14 protein-coding genes are annotated in these 17,040 nt (G+C 66.7%); 6 read left to right on the top strand and 8 right to left on the bottom strand.

Features of this window, described 5'->3' with window-relative positions; translation table 11 throughout:
- From IM632_RS12340 to IM632_RS12315, 6 genes are all read right to left on the bottom strand, one after another.
- Positions 1 to 497 (bottom strand): membrane dipeptidase (locus tag IM632_RS12340; RefSeq protein ID WP_296552405.1); only part of this gene is annotated, 497 nt, incomplete at its 3' end.
- The gene (locus IM632_RS12335; protein WP_296552403.1) at positions 494 to 1,756 is read right to left on the bottom strand and encodes an MFS transporter; all 1,263 of its coding nucleotides are present in this window, start codon (positions 1,754 to 1,756) and stop codon (positions 494 to 496) included. The genes IM632_RS12335 and IM632_RS12340, both read right to left, overlap by 4 nt.
- Positions 1,757 to 1,897: 141 nt before the next feature.
- A complete protein-coding gene (locus IM632_RS12330; protein WP_296497715.1) occupies positions 1,898 to 3,937 on the bottom strand; it encodes a M3 family metallopeptidase in 2,040 nt (679 codons plus the stop codon).
- Between the two features lie 23 nt (positions 3,938 to 3,960).
- Positions 3,961 to 4,767 (bottom strand): alpha/beta hydrolase, encoded by an 807-nt coding sequence (locus IM632_RS12325; protein WP_296479658.1) that lies wholly within the window; start codon positions 4,765 to 4,767, stop codon positions 3,961 to 3,963.
- Complete coding sequence (locus IM632_RS12320) at positions 4,757 to 6,493, bottom strand: DUF885 family protein (protein WP_293523512.1); 1,737 nt, start codon at positions 6,491 to 6,493, stop codon at positions 4,757 to 4,759. Before IM632_RS12320 ends, IM632_RS12325 begins: the two co-directional genes overlap by 11 nt.
- Positions 6,490 to 7,695: an alpha/beta hydrolase gene (locus IM632_RS12315; protein ID WP_296479659.1), complete on the bottom strand. Its 1,206-nt coding sequence runs from the start codon at positions 7,693 to 7,695 to the stop codon at positions 6,490 to 6,492. Before IM632_RS12315 ends, IM632_RS12320 begins: the two co-directional genes overlap by 4 nt.
- Positions 7,696 to 7,817: 122 nt before the next feature.
- Here IM632_RS12315 and IM632_RS12310 point away from each other — a divergent pair, with 122 nt between their 5' ends.
- Positions 7,818 to 8,420, top strand: coding sequence for a TetR/AcrR family transcriptional regulator (locus tag IM632_RS12310; RefSeq protein ID WP_296479660.1), 603 nt, complete (start codon positions 7,818 to 7,820; stop codon positions 8,418 to 8,420).
- Between the two features lie 260 nt (positions 8,421 to 8,680).
- Here the strand turns inward: IM632_RS12310 and IM632_RS12305 are convergent, their stop codons facing one another.
- Together IM632_RS12305 and IM632_RS12300 are read right to left on the bottom strand one after the other, a co-directional pair.
- Positions 8,681 to 9,658, bottom strand: a complete 978-nt coding sequence (locus tag IM632_RS12305; protein WP_296479661.1) for an aldo/keto reductase — start codon at positions 9,656 to 9,658, stop codon at positions 8,681 to 8,683.
- Positions 9,659 to 10,019: 361 nt separating this feature from the next.
- Entirely contained in the window at positions 10,020 to 10,889 is an 870-nt protein-coding gene (locus IM632_RS12300; RefSeq protein ID WP_293528007.1) for an SDR family oxidoreductase, read from the bottom strand.
- A 93-nt stretch (positions 10,890 to 10,982) separates the two neighbouring features.
- Between IM632_RS12300 and IM632_RS12295 the strand changes: the two genes are divergently transcribed.
- The 5 genes from IM632_RS12295 to uca form a co-directional block, all read left to right on the top strand.
- Positions 10,983 to 11,894 (top strand): LysR family transcriptional regulator, encoded by a 912-nt coding sequence (locus tag IM632_RS12295; protein ID WP_296479662.1) that lies wholly within the window; start codon positions 10,983 to 10,985, stop codon positions 11,892 to 11,894.
- A gap of 186 nt (positions 11,895 to 12,080) precedes the next feature.
- Positions 12,081 to 12,557 carry a CopG family ribbon-helix-helix protein gene (locus IM632_RS12290; protein WP_293512434.1) on the top strand — a complete coding sequence of 159 codons (477 nt, stop codon included), beginning with the start codon at positions 12,081 to 12,083 and terminating at the stop codon, positions 12,555 to 12,557.
- On the top strand, positions 12,554 to 13,342 hold the full coding sequence (locus IM632_RS12285) for an urea amidolyase associated protein UAAP1 (protein ID WP_296479663.1): 789 nt from the start codon (positions 12,554 to 12,556) through the stop codon (positions 13,340 to 13,342). Before IM632_RS12290 ends, IM632_RS12285 begins: the two co-directional genes overlap by 4 nt.
- The gene (locus IM632_RS12280) at positions 13,339 to 13,977 is read left to right on the top strand and encodes an urea amidolyase associated protein UAAP2 (protein ID WP_293523505.1); all 639 of its coding nucleotides are present in this window, start codon (positions 13,339 to 13,341) and stop codon (positions 13,975 to 13,977) included. Before IM632_RS12285 ends, IM632_RS12280 begins: the two co-directional genes overlap by 4 nt.
- A gap of 5 nt (positions 13,978 to 13,982) precedes the next feature.
- Positions 13,983 to 17,040: urea carboxylase (gene uca / locus IM632_RS12275; RefSeq protein WP_296552402.1), on the top strand; the 3,058-nt coding region annotated here is incomplete at its 3' end.

The following is a 17,040-nucleotide window of genomic DNA, read 5'->3' as shown; positions in this document are numbered from 1 at the left end:
GCGATCACCTCACGGCCGAAGCCGGTCAGCCCGCCATCTTCGTCGTAACAGCCAAAACCGGCGTCATTCTGCCTGTTGTAGGCGATCAGCATCCACCCCACCCCGCGGCGCCGGAAGTCCTCCACCAGGTCCAGACGGCCGCCGTTCAGGGGCGCCATGCCCTCAACGTCGAACAGCACCGCCAGCTTGCCATCCCGGCGTGCATCCTGGATGTCGTCGACGGTAAGGACGATCCTGTAGTCGTCAGCCCTGGTGTTGAGCCACTCGGTGAAACTGTCCAGCATCGCAAGGTGTTCATCCGGACCGCTTGGTCCAAAGCCGGCGTTCAGGCTGATGACATCGACGCCGGCCGCGCGGACATCCTGGAGCTGGGGCAGGAAGCTGGCGTCCTCCGGCCGCAGCGGCATGCAGGCGTGATTGTCCCAGACCAGCGAGGTGCGCATCAGCTCCTGCGCCTGGTTGATGTTGGAGGGGCGGTCAGATGTCTTCTGCCTCAAGCCGGAACGCCTTCTCTGTCGGCCGCAGCGGCGGCTTGAAAAGTCGATGGCAGACTGCTCGCTCCGAACATCATGAAGAGCAGCCCGATCAGAGACGCCCCCGTCGACACCACGACAATTGATGTCATCAAGCCCTTGGGTCCAGGGAAGGCGGTGTCGGACAGCATCCCCACCGTCAGGGGGGCCATCGAGGAGAATATGATGGTTATCAGTCCTCCGACGGCGATCACCCGACCTCTGAGGTGCGACGGTGCGAGCATCTGCAGCACGGCGGGTGACAGAGATAGGCAAACCGTCAGCAGGAACGTCTTGGCTGCATACAAGGTGTAGATCGCGGTCAGGTCGGGAGCGAGGAGCATCACGGGCGTTGCGAGGATCGTTCCCGCCGTTGCGAACTGGGCCATCACCATCGGCGTCAGATCTCCCACCTTGCGCCGGAGCCATCGCTCGAGCAGAGCGGCTGCGGCCACGCCGAAAGCCGCGGCGCAACCTCCGATGATCCCCATCGTCACGCCGATCTCCGTCGGCTTTGCGCCGAACCCGCGCTGAAGCGCGGCTGGGAACCATGCCGCCGCCCCGCCGTTGGCGGCGAAAACGATCCCGAAACCCAGGAAGACGCCGACCAGGGCGCGCGCGTTCGCCCGGAAGTAGATGAAAAGGCCCTGGCTCGTACCACCGGTCTGCGCCTTGACGGTCGCCCCGGACCTTAACCGGATCATCAGGGTCAGGATGATCAGGACCGGTGCGGTCAAAGTGCTGAGGATCAGGGCGATCCGCCAGGGGGCCAACTGCGCGATGAGAGGCGGCAGAATACTGTGCCCGGATCCGGCGAAGCCAATGAGGGTCCCTGCAAAAGCAAGGCTGGCGAAACCCCCGAGGCGACCTGCGATGTACATAATGAGGTTGGCCCGGACCCACTTGTCGCGCGGGAACATGTCCGCGATGAGCGAGTACAGGATTGGCCCCAACACCGCATCGCCAACCGCGATTCCCATCGCGAACCCGAAGAGGCCTTCGAACGACTGGGCGAGCGCAAAGCCCACGGTCGATGCGGACCAGATGGCGATGCAGGCCGCCAGGAGGCGAAGGCGATTCACGCGATCGACCAGCCAGCCGAGCGGCAGGATCGCGAGAGCAGACACCAGTGTCAGCGCAAAGCCGCCCAGAGCTCCGATCTGGGTGTCGCTCAGGCTCAGGCTCTCCTTGAGCGGCTCGATGACCAGATAGATGATCTGCTGGTTCAGTCCCGCCGTCAGCATCAGGATGCACAGAAGGGCAAGACCCAGCCAGGCGGCGAGGGGCGACGGATATCGTCCCAGGGGGGCGCTCGCGGAGAGGGCCAGGTCCGTTTCCTGACCGCCCTCTGTATCCGGATGGGTCATGCGTTCTCCCCTCTTCTGCTAGGCCGCCGCCCCGAGCTGGAACCGGCGTAACAGTGCTTCCGGATCTGGATCCCGGCCTCGGAAGTGTCGGAAAGCCGTCTCCGCCGGCACGCTGGCGCCCACTGTCAGGACGGTGTTGCGCCAGTGCTCGGCAACCGCGGCGTCGTAAAGCCCACCCTCGGCCGCCCCGAAGGCTTCAAGAACATCGGCGACCAGAACATCAGCCCACAGATAGGAGTAGATGCCAGCTGCATAGGCGCTGGTGAAGCTGTGGTGCTGGCACGGAATCCGGAACACGGCGTCTATGGCTTCGGGCATGCCGAGCTCATCGTAGATCTGTTGTTCAATCGCGATGGGATCAACCGCCTCGCCGTTCGCGGCGAGATGCATACGCATGTCGACAATGGCCGGAGCGAGGAAGTCAAGGTTCAGGCTCGCGACGCGCTCGTCTTCTCGGACCCGGATCATGCCTTGGATCAGGTCGTCGGGCATGGCGGCGCCTGAACGGTGGTGGCGCATGTGCCGCTTGAGCAGCGGCGGGTCGAACAGCCACCGCTCGTTCAACTGGGACGGCAGCTCCACCACGTCCCAGGCGACCTGCATGCTGCCCAGAGACGGATAGCGCGCGCGACTGAAAAGCATGTGAAGCGCGTGGCCGAACTCATGGAACAGGACGTTGGCGTACTCCCAGCCCAGCAGCACCTCACCATCGGGGCCGCGCTGGAAGTTGGTGCAGACGTTGGAGAGACCGATCACTCTTTCGTCGATGTGCTCGGGGGTGCGCATTTCGTACTGCCAGGAGCTCGGCATCTTGCCTTCGCGAGCGAGCAGATCCGCGTAGATCACTCCGATCGCGGAGCCATCCCGGCTGACCTCGAAGACCCGCACGTCGGGATGCACCCTGGCGACGTCGTTGAGCTCGCGGAACTGAACTTGATGAAGGCGACCCATGGCGTCGAAGAGAGCCGCCAGCACATTGTTCACCTCCAGATACTCACGGACGCGTTCGCTATCGAAACCCAGTCGCATCCGGCGATGCGCTTCCCGATAGAAAAGGTAGTCCCAGGCCTGGATCGGTTCGCCAAGGCCGTCGGCGTCGGCGATGACCTGCAGGTCCTTCAGGCGGACCAGACTTTCGAACCTGACCGGCGACCAGATCGCCATCAGCGGGTCCAGCGCCGCCTCGGGCGTCTTCGCCATCCGGGGTTCAACAGCCATGTGGGCGAAGGTGGGATAGCCAAGCAGGCGGGCCGCCTTTCCGCGCAGGGTGACGATCGACTTGACCAGCGCGCGGTTGTCGCAGGAGCCCTCCGCAGCGCAGCGGCCGACCCACATGTCCCGGACGCGCTGGCGAAGTCTCCGGGAACGGGCGAACTGGAGGACCGACCAGACCGCAGCCCGCGTATTCCGGATGGCCCATACCCCGGGTTTTCCCAGCTCATCGGCGAGCTTCGCGGCCGAGGCGATGGCCGAAGCGGGCAGGCCCTCAAGCTCGCCCGCATCGACCGCCCAGACGACTTCGTCACCCGATTTGGACAGGTTCGACTGAAACTCCGCTTGCAATCGGGCGATGCGACCATTGAGCTCGGTGAGTTCAGCGCGTTTCGCAGGCGTGAGGGCCGCGCCCCGCCGGAGCATGTGGCGATGCACCCGTTCAGCCAGTTGCACCTGGTCCGGCTCCAACGCTGAGCGGGCGGCAAGGACGGCTTCAATGCGTGTGAACAGGCGGGAATTCTGAGCGATCTCGTCTTCGATTCCTGCGATCAGGGGGGCGAGGCGCTTGTCAGCCTCGACCATGCCGTCACCCATCCGGGTGCTGGCGAAGACCGCCCTCAGGGTTTCGACCTGACGAAAGGCCCGACTGCTCTTTTCAAGCGCCAGGACAGTGTTTTCGAAGGTCGCCGCATTCGGGTTGTCAGCGATCGCGGTCACGTCTTCGCGTCGACGGTCGATCGCCAGGCGCATGGCGCGCTCGATGCGCTCCGGCGTCGCCTGATCGAACGGAGGAAGCCCGCCGTAGGGGCCCGGCCATGGGGCGAGCAGGCCTTCAGCATCCACCTCAGATGTCTCCCGAGCGCCGGTCACGCCAACTCCGCGCGCCCCCGAGTGACTGGAGCCGCAGTCCCGCCAAGAACCCGGTCGAGAAAACCCCGGATCAGCGGCGCAACGATGTCGACCTCCACCCCCACTTCGTGACCACGGTCTTCGATCTCGACAACTTCCCAACCCTGCTGTTCGAGCGTCCGCCGTGTCCGCCGTATCGCCGAGGCGATGGGCACCGAATGGCCCGCTTCAATCAGATCTCCGTTGGCCCCGAAGTACACCATCCGCGGACAACGGAGAGCGCCCACTACCGCCGCTTCGTCCCAGTGGCCGACGACGCTGCGATAGAAGGTGTCCCATTGACGGTACTGATCGGCGGAACGCAGCACGCGCATGGCGCCGGGCTCCACACGGCCTATGCGATCACGGGCGGCGGCCCAGATCGCTTCATACGGACCATCCAGCGGCGGCCACCCCCCGATCGCCAAAGCCGACAGACGGTCCGTCCGACCGGCGAGCTGGAGCGCTGTTGCAGCGCTCCAGGAGTAGCCGACGAAGGCGAACCTTTCGAACCCCGCTGCGTCCGCCACCGCCAGCAGGTCCGTACAAACCCGGTCGGCGGTCAGTTTCTCGGGCGCCAGATCCCGGCTCTTGCCTATGCTCGGGTAGTCCATGGCGAGAACCGCATATCGCTCGGCAAGCACGCCGACGAAGGCCTTGAACGCCGGCTCGGCCTCTGCAGACAGGATCTCGCCGTGCGAGGCGAACCAGGGCATGCCCAGCATGACCGGCGGACCCGACCCGTGAATCTCGAAATAGACGCCGCTGGTCTCGTCAAGCGGCATGTCGGTGATCCGGTGGAGGAGCGCCGGCTTGATGGGCCTCGATCCACGCCGTGATCACCTGCTCCAGGATCGGCAGGCTCACGGCCCCGGCGCCCATCAGGACAGAATGAAACTCGCGGAAGGAGAAGCGCGGTCCGAGCGCAGTTTCCGCCTTTCGCCTCAGCTCGCGGATACAGATGTTGCCGATCTGGTAGGCGAGCGCCTGGGCCGGCATGGCGATATACCGGTCAACCTCCTGCTCGATGGTGTCTCGCGGAAGGGCGACTTTTTCCATGAAGTAGTCGATCGCCTGGCTCCGGGACCAGCCTAACCAGTGGATCCCGGTATCCAGCACCAGTCGAACCGCCCGCCACATCTCTGTCTGAAGGCGCCCGAAATGCTCGTGTGGCGTGGCGTAAAGTCCCATGTCGACACCCAGGGACTCGCAGTAAAGCGCCCATCCCTCGATCGTGACCGTGTACTTTACGGCGCCGTTCCGCCGGAATGCCGGAAGGTCTGTCGCCTCCTGCATCAAGGCGATGTGCATCAGATGCCCGGGCCAGGCCTCGTGAAGCGCGAACGGCAGGTGCAGGTAGCTCGGACAGCGTTCCGGCAGGCTTGTAATCCAGAAGACGCCGGCCGCGGAATAGTCTGCGGGGCTGGGCTGAGCATAGGCGGGGGGTAAACTCAGCGACATGGCCAAGGGTATGCTGTCGACCCCGTAGGTGATCCTGGGAAGGCGCGAGAAGAAAGCGGGTATCCGCCCGTCTATCCGCTTGCAGACCGCTTCGAGCTGGTTGCGCAACTGCGCCGGATTCGCCGCGACGAAGTCAGAACTCTTGGACATGAAGTCCCGGTATCGCGCGAGATCCCCGTCAAACCCCGCATCTGACGCCACCTTGGTCAATTCCGCCTCGAGGCGCACGACCTCGCTGAGCCCGAGCGCGTGAATCTCGTCAGGCGTCATCTCCAGGGTCGTGAAGAGGCGCACGAAGGCCTCGTAGTACTCTCGACCGAGCGGGGCATCCGTGCAGGCGATGGTCTCGCGTGCGCCCGCCAACATCGGACCGGCAAGGAAGTCGGCGTATCGTGAGAGCGACGGCAGCACCTCATCCCGGATCACCGCAGCCGCCCGTTCCGCGATGGCGCTGAACTCGGCGGTCTTGATCGGAGACCGCGCCAGGGGGCCGAACCAGGGGGAGGACTCCACCGCGATCGAGGCGGCGGCCCGGATATTCGCGATCGCGCCCTCGAGCACGAACCGGGGGTATCGGTGACCCGTCTCCAGTCCGAGCCGCATGGACGCCGCCACATCCTCCAGAAACCCGGGGATCGAGCGAAGCCGCTGAAGGTAGAGATCCGCCGCCGCAGCGCTGTCCAGCGCCGTTGAATTCGCGAAGAAGACGGCGTTGAACTCTGGCCCTCCGGGCAGGAGCCAGGGCTTCAGATGGGCGCCGACTCGGTGCTGCTCCCTTACCGCCTCCAGTTCGCGCCGCAGAAGCGCGTGCGTCACCTGGTCCTGGAAGTCCAGCCCCGCTGTCGGAATCTTCTCCAGAGACTCGAGAAGCCGGCGCGCCGTCTGGTCGCGCCTGTCGGCATCGGCGGGCGCGAGTCGGAAGATATAGGTCGCCTCACTGGCCTCGCCGGCCAACATGGCCGTCAGCGTGGATTCCTCGCATTCCGCCCGCCAGTAGGCCTCCGCGACGGCCGCCAGATCCGAAGCTGCGGAAGACAGGGACTCGCTCACGCTTTTCGCTCCTCAGGTTGGGGCTGAATGGCTTCTTCGATGACTTTGGCCACGAAATCCGGGGTTTCATAGACAAATTGGTGCGTAGAGCCCGCCGGCGTCGCGATCCGTCGCGCGGCGCTCGATGTCGCCATGTACCGCTCGCGGGATGTGGCGAAGAAACGCAGCATGCGCGACTGTTCGTCAGTGGCGGCGGCCACTTCCGCCTCGCCCTTGACCTCCTCGGCAGTGGCGGGCGCCACCACCCACACCGGCAGATCGCCAAGATCGCCGTCGTAGACGGACAACTCCCATCCCCGTTCTGCAATGCTGGGTGCGTGGAGATCTTCAAAGGCGGACCAGGTCGCAAAGGAGGCGCCGGCGCTGATCTCCACCTGCCTGAGTCGGGTGAGGTCCTCGCCCAGTTCACCTTGATAAAGCGCCATGGCCTCCTTGTGCCGCGGATCGGCGGCGGCCCTCAGTCGGCCGACATCGATTTGAACGCCGATACACCGTAGCAGGCCGGTGAGAAGCACATCGCCCCGCATCTGTCGGAGTGCGCCGAGTTTCGGCCCGAACACGAGGGTCTCAAGCGGCGTGGCGTCAAGCAGCACCAATCGGGCGACGAGATCGGGGCGACGACGCGCGATGTTCGCCGCCAGCAGGCCCCCGAACGAATGTCCTGCGAACACGAAGGGGCCGCTCTCTCCAGCTGCCGCGAGCGCCGCCACCATCTCCTCGGCTTCACGCGTCGTGGAGCGTGGGAAGGGACCGGTGTCGCTCCAACCCGTCCCAGGCCTGTCGATCAGGATTGACCGCGTATGTTGACGCAATCTGCGATGCAGGTTCGCCATGGTTGCGCCGGCGGAGTGACCTCCACCGAACCAGACCACCGGATGCAGGTTTCCGGCTTCCCCCTCCGCGAGGACGTGAATCCGGTAGCCGCCAATGTCCACCATCTTCCCTGGCGGGGGAAAGCGCCTCCGCGACGCCGCCAGTCGTGACATCTGCAGCAAGGAGCCGATCGTCAGGCCAGCACCTAGGGCGGCGAGCGCCAGGCCGATCAGCTGGAATTGTCCGGCCCGGGTTGAAAGCCATGCACCCGCCAGGACCAGCGGTGAGCCGACCGCCAGCGCAGACCAGTCTCGGCTGGCGAATGACAAGAGCCGGTCCACAAGCAGTTTGTCTTCCTCCCCGACGGCGTCACGCCCCCCATCGGTCAAGCCCGCCCCGACAGGCAATGGATGTCAATACACCCCTGTATCCCTCAAGCGTCAAGCGCGGGTTCGACCTAGCGGCGCGGTCCACCCTTGAGCTAGGGTGTGACGCCTGAGGAGCACGCATTTTGGCGGGAAAGTCGATCAGGCCGACAGGGCAGGGGACCCCCTCAAGGGCGGGCCATTCGACGCCGCTGGAGCTCGACTGGATCGCAGCCGCGCGGGAGATGCTGGTCGAAGGCGGCGTGGCTGCGGTGCAGATCAATCCGCTGGCCCAGCGGCTCGGGGTCACCCGCGGCGGTTTCTATTGGCGGTTCAAGAACCGGCAGGATCTTCTCGACCATCTCCTGGCCGACTGGGAGAGCAGTAATACCTACGCCTTCCTGAAGGCGCTCGAAGGCGGTGGCGCACCGAAGACACGCTTCTTGCGCATGGTCCGAATGTTCATCGATGAACGGGAGTTCGATCCCCGGCTCGAAGCGTCCGTTCGCCAGTGGGGCAGCATTGATCCCAAAGTCCGCGCCCGCGTCAGCGAGAACGACATGCGCCGTATCAGAGCGCTGGAACGCCTGTTCCTCGAGGCGGCTCAGGCCCCCGACGAAGCGATGATCCGCGCCCGTATCGTCTACTTCCACCAAGTGGGCTACTACGCCCTTGGCTTCGATGAATCCAAGGCCCTGCGGCGCAGACTGGCCCCTCTCTATGACCGAATCCTCACCGGTCTGGACTGAAGCCTGCCGGCAGTCGCCGCGACGTTGATCTCCGCGGATTCAGCTCAAGGAGGCCGCGGAGGTCATCGGGAGGATCGGTCTTCCTGCCGAACCAAGGGGAGCGGTGAGAACGGCGCCTGCCCTCCCGGCGCTTCTTTCCTTCAAGCCCGCCCGCACCGGATCGCCGAACCACGTCGACCCGGCCCCGGCGCAAGCCCCGAGTGGAGACGAGAAGGGGCCGTGCCTTCAGCGCGGGATTCATTCGGGCCTAGGGTCTAATCTCAGTCCCCAATCCCCCTGAGCCCCAGGCCGTCGATCTCCGCCATCTCGGCGTCGGAATAGGGCCCGTCGGCCTCCGCCTTCAGGCACAGGGCCAGCTCAGCGCGGTTCTTGACCCCCAGCACAATCACGTCGAAGTCCGGAAGGGAGAGGGCGTAGCGGTGGGCGGCGTAGGCGGGGTCCGCGCCCCAGCGGGCGCAGAGGGCCCGGAAGGGGGCGGCGCGCTCGAAGTCGCGCCGGTCCGGGCTGTTGGGCGACAGCTCCCGGTCCACCGCCGCCGTCAGGGCGCCGGCCTGCACCGCGCGGATTCCCATCACGCCCAGGCCCGCCGCCTTGGCCGCCCGGGCGATGTCGCGGGGACGGGCCGGCTCGGCGTAGCGCTTCAGGGCGCCGGGGCTGTCCATCAGGTTGGCGATCACCTGCACCACCGCCGGGCGGACAGGGTGGGCGAGGGCGTCCAGAACGGCGCTCGGGACGCCAATTCCGGTGATCCCCCACTGGCCGATCTTGCCCTTGGCCTTCAGCGCCTCCATGGCCGGGACGACCTCCTCGGCATAGATCGAAAGGGCGGTGGAGAACTGGGCCTTGGCGCTCTCGCCGAAGGCATAGGCGTAGCCGTCGCGGTGCAGGTTGGAGTGCAGGAAGAAGAGGTCGATGCGTTCCAGGCGCATGGCGGCCAGGCTGGAGTCCACCGAGGCCTCCAGGGCCGCCGCTGTCGCGCCGGGCGCGGGCGATCCGAGCTGGTGCTTGGTGGTGAACCTCACTCCCTTGGGCGGGCGGCCTCCGAAGGCCTCGCCGATGAACCGCTCGGCATTGTTGTACATGGGCGCGCAGTCGATGAGGCTGATCCCGGCGTCGACGGCGGCGTGTAGGGTGGCCAGGGCTTCGTCGCGAGAGGTCTCTCCCCAGATCTGGCCGATCCCGCCGCCCAGGCTGAGGCGGCTGACGTCCCCAAGGCCATTCAGATTCGCCGTCCGCATCTCGCCGTCTCCTGTCCGGGTCCAGCGTCAGGGTTCGCGGAAGTCGTTCCTGGATGCAACCCTTATGGCCCCCGTTGGCCCTCGACGAACGGCGCGTCAGCCGGCTCCCGCCCTGACATCAGCGTCGCTGAAACTTCCGATCTTTGGCGTGAAACTGAGTTTGCCCGTGACAGGACTCAGATTCTCTCTGAGGCGGACCGATGCGCATTGTGTCCAACTCCGGGACACCTCAGCAGCGCTGCCGGATCGTGCTGGACAATGTAGCCCCTGGGACCCTCCCGCCAGCGCCGGAACGCAATCGCCGCCCCGGCCTCCCACGCGGCAAAAAACGGGGCGGCGACCGACCCCAGCTGGCCTGAGTCTAGCGAGGGCGCAGGGCCAGCATCCCCTCCATCCCCAGATTGGCGTAGACACCCTGGGTCACCTTGGCCAGATGGTCGTTGTATCCCTTGAGCGGCTCTCCCATGCCGATCCGGTCAACCTCGGTGCGGAAGGGGCGGGTTCCGTGCGCAGCGCCGACGACGGCGAGAACGGCGTCGGCGACGATCTGCGGGGCTTGTTGCGGGTTCTGCTCGAGGAAGGCCTCAAAATGGGAGAGCGACGCCATCGGCGCGCCCGCCAGTTCGCCATAACTCGCATCGCGGTCTCGGGCCGTGGGCGCCATCAGGTTGGCCATGAAGCCGGTCGGAAAGCCTCCCGGCTCGATCAATGCGACCTCGACCCCGAAGGCGCTCAGTTCGGCGCGGTAGGTCTCCGATATCGCTTCAAGTGCCCACTTCGTCGCATTGTAAGGACCATAGAAGGGCAGGGCGATGCGCCCGAGCAAGCTGGAGATGTTCAGGATCAAGCCCGCGCCGCGGCCCCGCATCTCCGGAGCGACGGCTCGGATCATCCGTTGCACGCCGAAGAGATTGATCTCGAAGAGCCGGCGAAAGTCCTTGGCGCTGAAGTTCTCCTGCAGCCCGTGCGCGCCGACGCCCGCATTGTTGATGAGCACGTCGATCCGGCCGAGTGCGTCGCGGGCGGCTGCAACGCCGGCGTCCACCGAAGCGTCTTCTGTGACGTCAATTTCCACAATCCCGGCGCCCAACGCCTGCAGGGTCTCCGCTGTTTCCGCGTTCCGCCCCTTCACATCGCGCATCGATCCGATCACGCGATGCCCGGTCCTGAGCAGATCTCTGACCGTCAGCTGACCGAACCCGCTGTTGGCTCCGGTGATAAGAATGTTCACGCTGGTCTCCATCTGACTGCGGCGCCGCGGCGCCTCGACGGACAAGGCATATTGAAGGTTTGATTTTGAGAACAGATAGTCGATTAAGAACCAATGTTTGCAGATATTAGAACGATTGGCCTGCCCGCCCTGCTAAGCTTCCACACTGTCGCGCGCCTTGGCGGGATCAGCGCAGCCGCGCTTCACCTTGGCATGGCGAAGTCGGGGGTCAGCCGACATGTTTCCCAGCTCGAGGCCAGCCTCGGGGTCAGGCTTCTGGAGCGGGGATCCCGGGTGGTTCGCCTGACGCCAGTGGGCTGGAGGTTGGATGAGCGCATCCGCTCGATCCTGGCCGAGGTCGATCTGCTGGGAGAGATCGCCAGCGAAGAGGTTGGCCGAGTGTCCGGGCAGGTCACGATGGCTGCAACCCCAGAGTTCGGCGCCCTCGTGGTGCGACGGCTGTTTCCGGAACTCCAACGCCTTCATCCCGACTTGAGCCTCGTCATGCGAGCCGATTACGCCTTCGAGGACATGCAGGACCCGGATACGGATCTCGCCATACGGATCGGGGACGTCGATGACGACCGGCTGGTGGCGCTCAGGATGGGCAGCTTCGCACGTTGGCTGGTGGCCGCGCCCGATGTCGTTGAGCGGATCAATCTCCAGATCCCCGAGAATCTGGTCGGACAGCCCTGCCTGACCTTCCGGGAAGACCGACCGGCTGCGACATGGCGGTTCGTCTCCGCTGGACGCGAGAGGTCGGTGGAGGTGACCGGGCCGATTGCTGTTCGCAGCTTCAGCATTCTGCAGGAGCTTGCCCGCTGCGGGCTGGGCCTCGCCTTCCTACCCGCCTTCATGCTCGGCGACGATCTTGCCAGTGGACGACTGGTTCGATGCTTGCCCGGATGGGCCTCGCCCAGCGCCTCTGTCTTCGTCGCATTCCGCCCCGGCGTCCGCAACATCGCCCGGATCGCCGCCGTCCTTGATCTCGCGCAGCAGGTTCTTCCCGAACTGCTGGAGCCTTGAGCCAGCGGGATGGCGGGTCTCAGGAAACCTTCCAGCGGGTCGTCAGGGGGCGACCTCCCGACTCTTGCATGGTGTGTCTGATCGCCTGCTGGGCGCCCTGCCCATTTCCTGTGCGACCCGGATGAAGACGAAGGTTGAATTATTACGCTAATGGCCAAACGTAATAATCGCCTATATGGTGCCTGCATGCTGGAACCTGTCTCCCACCTCGCGCGCCTCAGCGTCAGTCTTCCCGCGGAGCTTCTCGCCCAACTGGACGAGATGGTGGCCGAGCGCGGCCTGCCCAGCCGCTCCCAGATGATCGCCGAGCTGATCCGCCACGAACTGGCCGGGCATAGGGAGGAAATCGTCGGGGCTATCGTCGCCGGCACCATCACCCTGATCTACCGGGCGGAGTCGGGCCGGGTGCGCCAGGCCCTGGCCCAGACCCAGAGCGCCTATGTGAAGGAGATCATCTCCTCGCAGCACGTCTTCCTCGAAGGAGACCAGTCCCTGGAGGTCCTCCTGGTCCAGGGACCCTCCGAGCGGCTGCAGCAACTGTGCGACGAAATCCGGCGCATCCGGGGCGTCCAGCAGGTCAAGCTGGTGACCACCACCGCCCTCCTGCCGCCCCTTCACGAGGCCGGCGAGCCCGGGGCGCCGGAGGGGAGGGCGGCCTCGTGAGCACAGCGGATCCCTACGGCGCCCAGGCCCATGCTCGCGCCATGGCTGGAACCCGGGTCCAGGCCATGCCGACCCTGCCGGCGCCGGAGGGTTTTGTCTGGGAGGAAACCGTCGCTGCAGGCGGCTACGCAACCAAGCGGCTCAACCGAGGCGCCCGCCTGAAGCTCACCGACCTGGAGGGAGACGCCTGCATCTCCCTGCTGGTCTTCAACGCCGAGGCGCCCACCGAGCGCCTCAACGTGGCCGACACCACCAAGGTGCAGTGGAACGCCTATCTCGGCGCCGACCGCCTGCTCCTTTCCGACATGGGCCGCGTGCTGTTCTCGATCCTTGAGGACGAGGCCGGGACGCACGACTGCTTCTGCGGCGCCTCCAACGAGGCGTCCAACGCCCGGAAGTACGGGGACGGGGTCAACCATGGCGCCCATCCCAACGCGCGAGACCGGTTCCTCATCGCCGCCGGCAAGCACGGACTTACGCGAAAGGATGTTCACCCTTGCGTGAACCTTTTCAAAGGCGTGCGAGTGGAAGCTGATGGCGGCCTGGCCTTCCGGGGCGGGCCCTTTCCTGCAGGGCGCAGCCTGACGATGCGGGCCGAGATGGACGTGCTGGTGGTGCTGGCCAACTGCCCGCACGTGCTCGACCCGCGCCCCGCCTACACCGTGACCCCGGTGCGCGTCACGGCCTGGCGCGGCGAGCCCGCCGCCCTGGACGATCCGATCCGCAACGCTACGCCGGAGGGCCTGCGCGCCTTCCTCAACGTCGAGGATTACTACGCCCGATGAGCCCCGCCCCAGGCCTTTCCGGACCCGTGATCCACGATGAGGTGGTTCCCGCGCGCGCGCCCTGGACCCATGCCCTCGCGCGCGGAGAAACCCTCCGCATCGTCGACCTGGAGGGTAACCAGGCGGTCGACTTCCTGATGTACGCCGCTCATGACGACGCCGAGCGCTACTCCGCCCAGGACACCGTCGCCGCCCAGGGCAACCTCTTCCTGCGCACCGGCGCGGTCCTCCTTTCCAACGAGGGGCGGCCGATGATGACGGTGACGGACACCAACGTCGCCTACCATGACACCATCGGCGGGGCCTGTTCGTGCGAGAGCAACACCCTGCGCTACGGCCACCACACCAAGTCCCAGCACGCCTGCGTGGAGAACTTCCTGCAGGGCAACGCCCGCTACCTCCGAAACAAGCGGGACATGGTCTCCAACATCAACTGGTTCATGAATGTGCCGGTGGAGGCGGACGGCGCCCTTGGCATTGTGGACGGTATCTCGGCGCCGGGGCTCTACGTGGACCTGCGCGCGGAGATGGACCTGGTGGTGGTGGTTTCGAACTGCCCGCAGGTGAACAACCCCTGCAACGGCTTCAACCCGACGCCCGTGCGCATGATCATCACCGCCCCCGGGGTGGGGTGAGACGCGTGTTCGACAAGGTCCTGATCGCCAACCGCGGCGCCATCGCCTGCCGGATCATCCGCACCCTGCGCCGGATGGGCGTTGCTTCCGTGGCCGTCTTCTCCGATGCCGATGCAGGCTCGGCCCATGTCCGGGAGGCCGACGAGGCGGTGCGCATCGGGCCCGCCCCGGCGGGGGAGAGCTACCTCAACATCGAGGCCGTGCTGGCCGCCGCCCGGGCGACGGGGGCGCAGGCGATCCATCCGGGGTACGGATTCCTGTCCGAGAATACGGCCTTTGCGGAGGCCTGCGAGGCGGCGGGCGTCACCTTCATCGGCCCCACGCCGGACAACATCCGCGCCTTCGGTCTCAAGCACACCGCCCGGGACCTGGCCAGGGCCCATGGCGCGCCCCTGGCCCCCGGGACCGACCTCCTGACCGACGCTGACGCCGCCCTCGCAGCGGCCCGGGAGATCGGCTTCCCCGTCATCCTCAAGGCCACCGCCGGGGGCGGGGGCATCGGCATGAAGGTCTGCGAGACCGAGGGCGAGATCCTTGACGCCTTCGGTTCCGTCGTGCGCATGGCCTCGGGAGCCTTCGCCGACGCGGGGGTCTTCCTCGAACGCTATGTCGCCGAGGCCCGGCACATCGAGGTCCAGGTGTTCGGGGACGGGCGGGGCGGGGTGATCGCCCTGGGCGAGCGCGACTGTTCCCTGCAGAGGCGCAACCAGAAGGTGGTGGAGGAGACTCCGGCGCCGAACCTGCCGGACGCCACCCGCCAGGCCCTCATCGACGCCGCTGTCCGCCTGACGCAGGCGGTCAACTACCGGTCCGCCGGAACCGTGGAATTCCTCTACGATCCCCGGCGCGACGACTTCTACTTCCTGGAGGTCAACACCCGCCTGCAGGTGGAGCACGGCGTGACCGAGGAGGTCACCGGCGTCGACCTCGTGGAGTGGATGATCCGTGGGGCCGCCGGCGACTACGCCTTCATGGATGGCGGCGCGCCCACACCCTCTGGCGCCTCCATCCAGGTGCGCCTCTACGCCGAGGACCCGGACCGGGACTACCGGCCCAGCAGCGGCGTCCTGACCGAGTCCGTCTTCCCTGCCGGCGCGCGGGTGGAGACCTGGGTCGCCCCGGGCGCCGAGATCACCTCGCACTACGATCCGATGATCGCCAAGCTCATTGTCCGGGCGGGCAGCCGCGAGGCGGCCGTGGGCGCCATGCAGGCGGCCCTTGATGCGACGCGCCTCGCCGGAATCGAGACCAACCTGGACTGGCTGCGCACCGTGGCGCGGTCCGCGCCCTTCGTGACTGGTGAGGTCTCGACGCGGGTCCTCTCCACCCTCCGGCATGAAGCCCGGAGCGTCCACGTCCTGTCCGGCGGCGCGGCCACGACCGTCCAGGACTACCCAGGCCGGCTGGGCTACTGGGACGTCGGGGTGCCTCCGTCGGGACCGATGGACGCCCTGTCCTTCCGGCTGGCCAACCGTCTCCTGGGCAATCCGGAGTCCGCCGCCGGCCTCGAGATCACGGCCCTGGGCCCAACCCTGCTGTTCAACGCTCCGACGACCGCATGCCTGACGGGGGCCGAGGTCTCCGCGACACTGGACGGTGCGCCGGTGAAGGCCATGGCGCCCTTCGAGGTCGCCGCCGGGCAGACCCTCAGGCTGGGGCGGCTCACCGGGGCCGGCCTGCGCGCCTACCTGGCGGTCCGCGGCGGGTTCGATGTGCCTGAGTACCTGGGCAGCCGCAGCACCTTCACCCTGGGGGGCTTCGGGGGTCATGCGGGGCGGGCCCTGGCGGCCGGTGATGTCCTGCGACTGTCCCCGGAACAGTCCGGGGAGGGTCCCCTGACCGTCGCCCCTGCGTCCGCCCTCACCCGGTCCTGGAGCATCCGCGTCCTGCCCGGACCCCACGGGGCGCCGGACTTCTTCACACCGGCCGACATCGCCATGATCAGCGGGGTCGAATGGAAGGTGCACTACAATTCCAACCGAACGGGGGTTCGCCTGGTGGGGCCCCGGCCGGAGTGGGCGCGCCGGGATGGCGGCGAGGCGGGCCTGCATCCCTCGAACATTCACGACAACGCCTACGCCGTCGGCGCGGTCGATTTCACCGGGGACATGCCGATCATTCTGGGACCGGACGGCCCGTCCCTCGGCGGCTTTGTCTGTCCCTTTGTGGTGATCGCCGCCGACCTGTGGAAGGTCGGCCAGCTCGCGCCCGGCGACGCCTTGCGCTTCCAGGTGGTCTCGGACGCCGAGGCCGCCCGGGCCGAGGCCGAGCAGGAGGCTCTGCTGGGCCTCGCCCCGCCTGAACCGCGCCGCAGCCCATCCGCCCTCGGCGACCAGGGCGTCCTGGCCCGGCTGCCTGCCCAAGGCGCCCGGCCTGAGGTCACCTACCGGCGGCAGGGCGACCGGAACCTCCTGGTCGAGTACGGCCCGATCGTCCTGGACCTGGAGCTGCGGCTGCGGGTTCACGCCCTCTACCTCGAGCTGCAGCGGATGGACCTGCCCGGCGTCATCGACCTGACCCCCGGGATCCGGTCGCTGCAGATCCGCTGCGACAACCGCGCGCTCGATCAGGCCCGGCTGCTCGACCTCCTGCAGGCGGCCGAGGAGCGGCTGGGCGGACTGGATGACTTCGAGACCCCGTCGCGGGTGGTCCACCTGCCGCTGTCCTGGAAGGACCCGGCGATCTACGAGACCATCGACAAGTACATGCAGGCGGTCCGGGACGATGCGCCCTGGTGTCCCGACAACATCGAATTCATTCGAAGGATCAATGGACTGGCGTCGGTTGATGATGTCCAACGCATCGTCTTCGACGCCGAGTACCTGGTCATGGGCCTGGGCGACGTCTACCTCGGGGCCCCCGTGGCCACCCCCGTGGACCCCCGCCACCGCCTGGTGACGACCAAGTACAATCCCGCCCGCACCTGGACGCCGCCCAACGTGGTGGGCATCGGCGGCGCGTACATGTGCATCTATGGCATGGAGGGGCCGGGCGGGTACCAGCTCTTCGGTCGCACGATCCAGGTCTGGAACACCTGGCGCCAGACCGACGCCTTCACGGAGG

It is taken from the genome of Phenylobacterium sp. (genome assembly GCF_020402505.1).
Taxonomy (GTDB): domain Bacteria; phylum Pseudomonadota; class Alphaproteobacteria; order Caulobacterales; family Caulobacteraceae; genus Phenylobacterium.
Note: the sequence above shows the minus strand (reverse complement) of the source record. Positions and strands in the feature narration are given on the sequence as shown.

Excerpts from the sequence above, each read along its gene's own strand:
- IM632_RS12335 (WP_296552403.1), bottom strand. The coding sequence starts at position 1,756 with ATGCTGACGGCGGGACTGAACCAGCAGATCATCTATCTGGTCATCGAG.
- IM632_RS12325 (WP_296479658.1), bottom strand. The coding sequence starts at position 4,767 with ATGCCGCTTGACGAGACCAGCGGCGTCTATTTCGAGATTCACGGGTCG.
- IM632_RS12305 (WP_296479661.1), bottom strand. The coding sequence starts at position 9,658 with ATGCGGACGGCGAATCTGAATGGCCTTGGGGACGTCAGCCGCCTCAGC.
- IM632_RS12295 (WP_296479662.1), top strand. The coding sequence starts at position 10,983 with ATGTTTGCAGATATTAGAACGATTGGCCTGCCCGCCCTGCTAAGCTTC.
- IM632_RS12290 (WP_293512434.1), top strand. The coding sequence starts at position 12,081 with ATGCTGGAACCTGTCTCCCACCTCGCGCGCCTCAGCGTCAGTCTTCCC.
- IM632_RS12280 (WP_293523505.1), top strand. The coding sequence starts at position 13,339 with ATGAGCCCCGCCCCAGGCCTTTCCGGACCCGTGATCCACGATGAGGTG.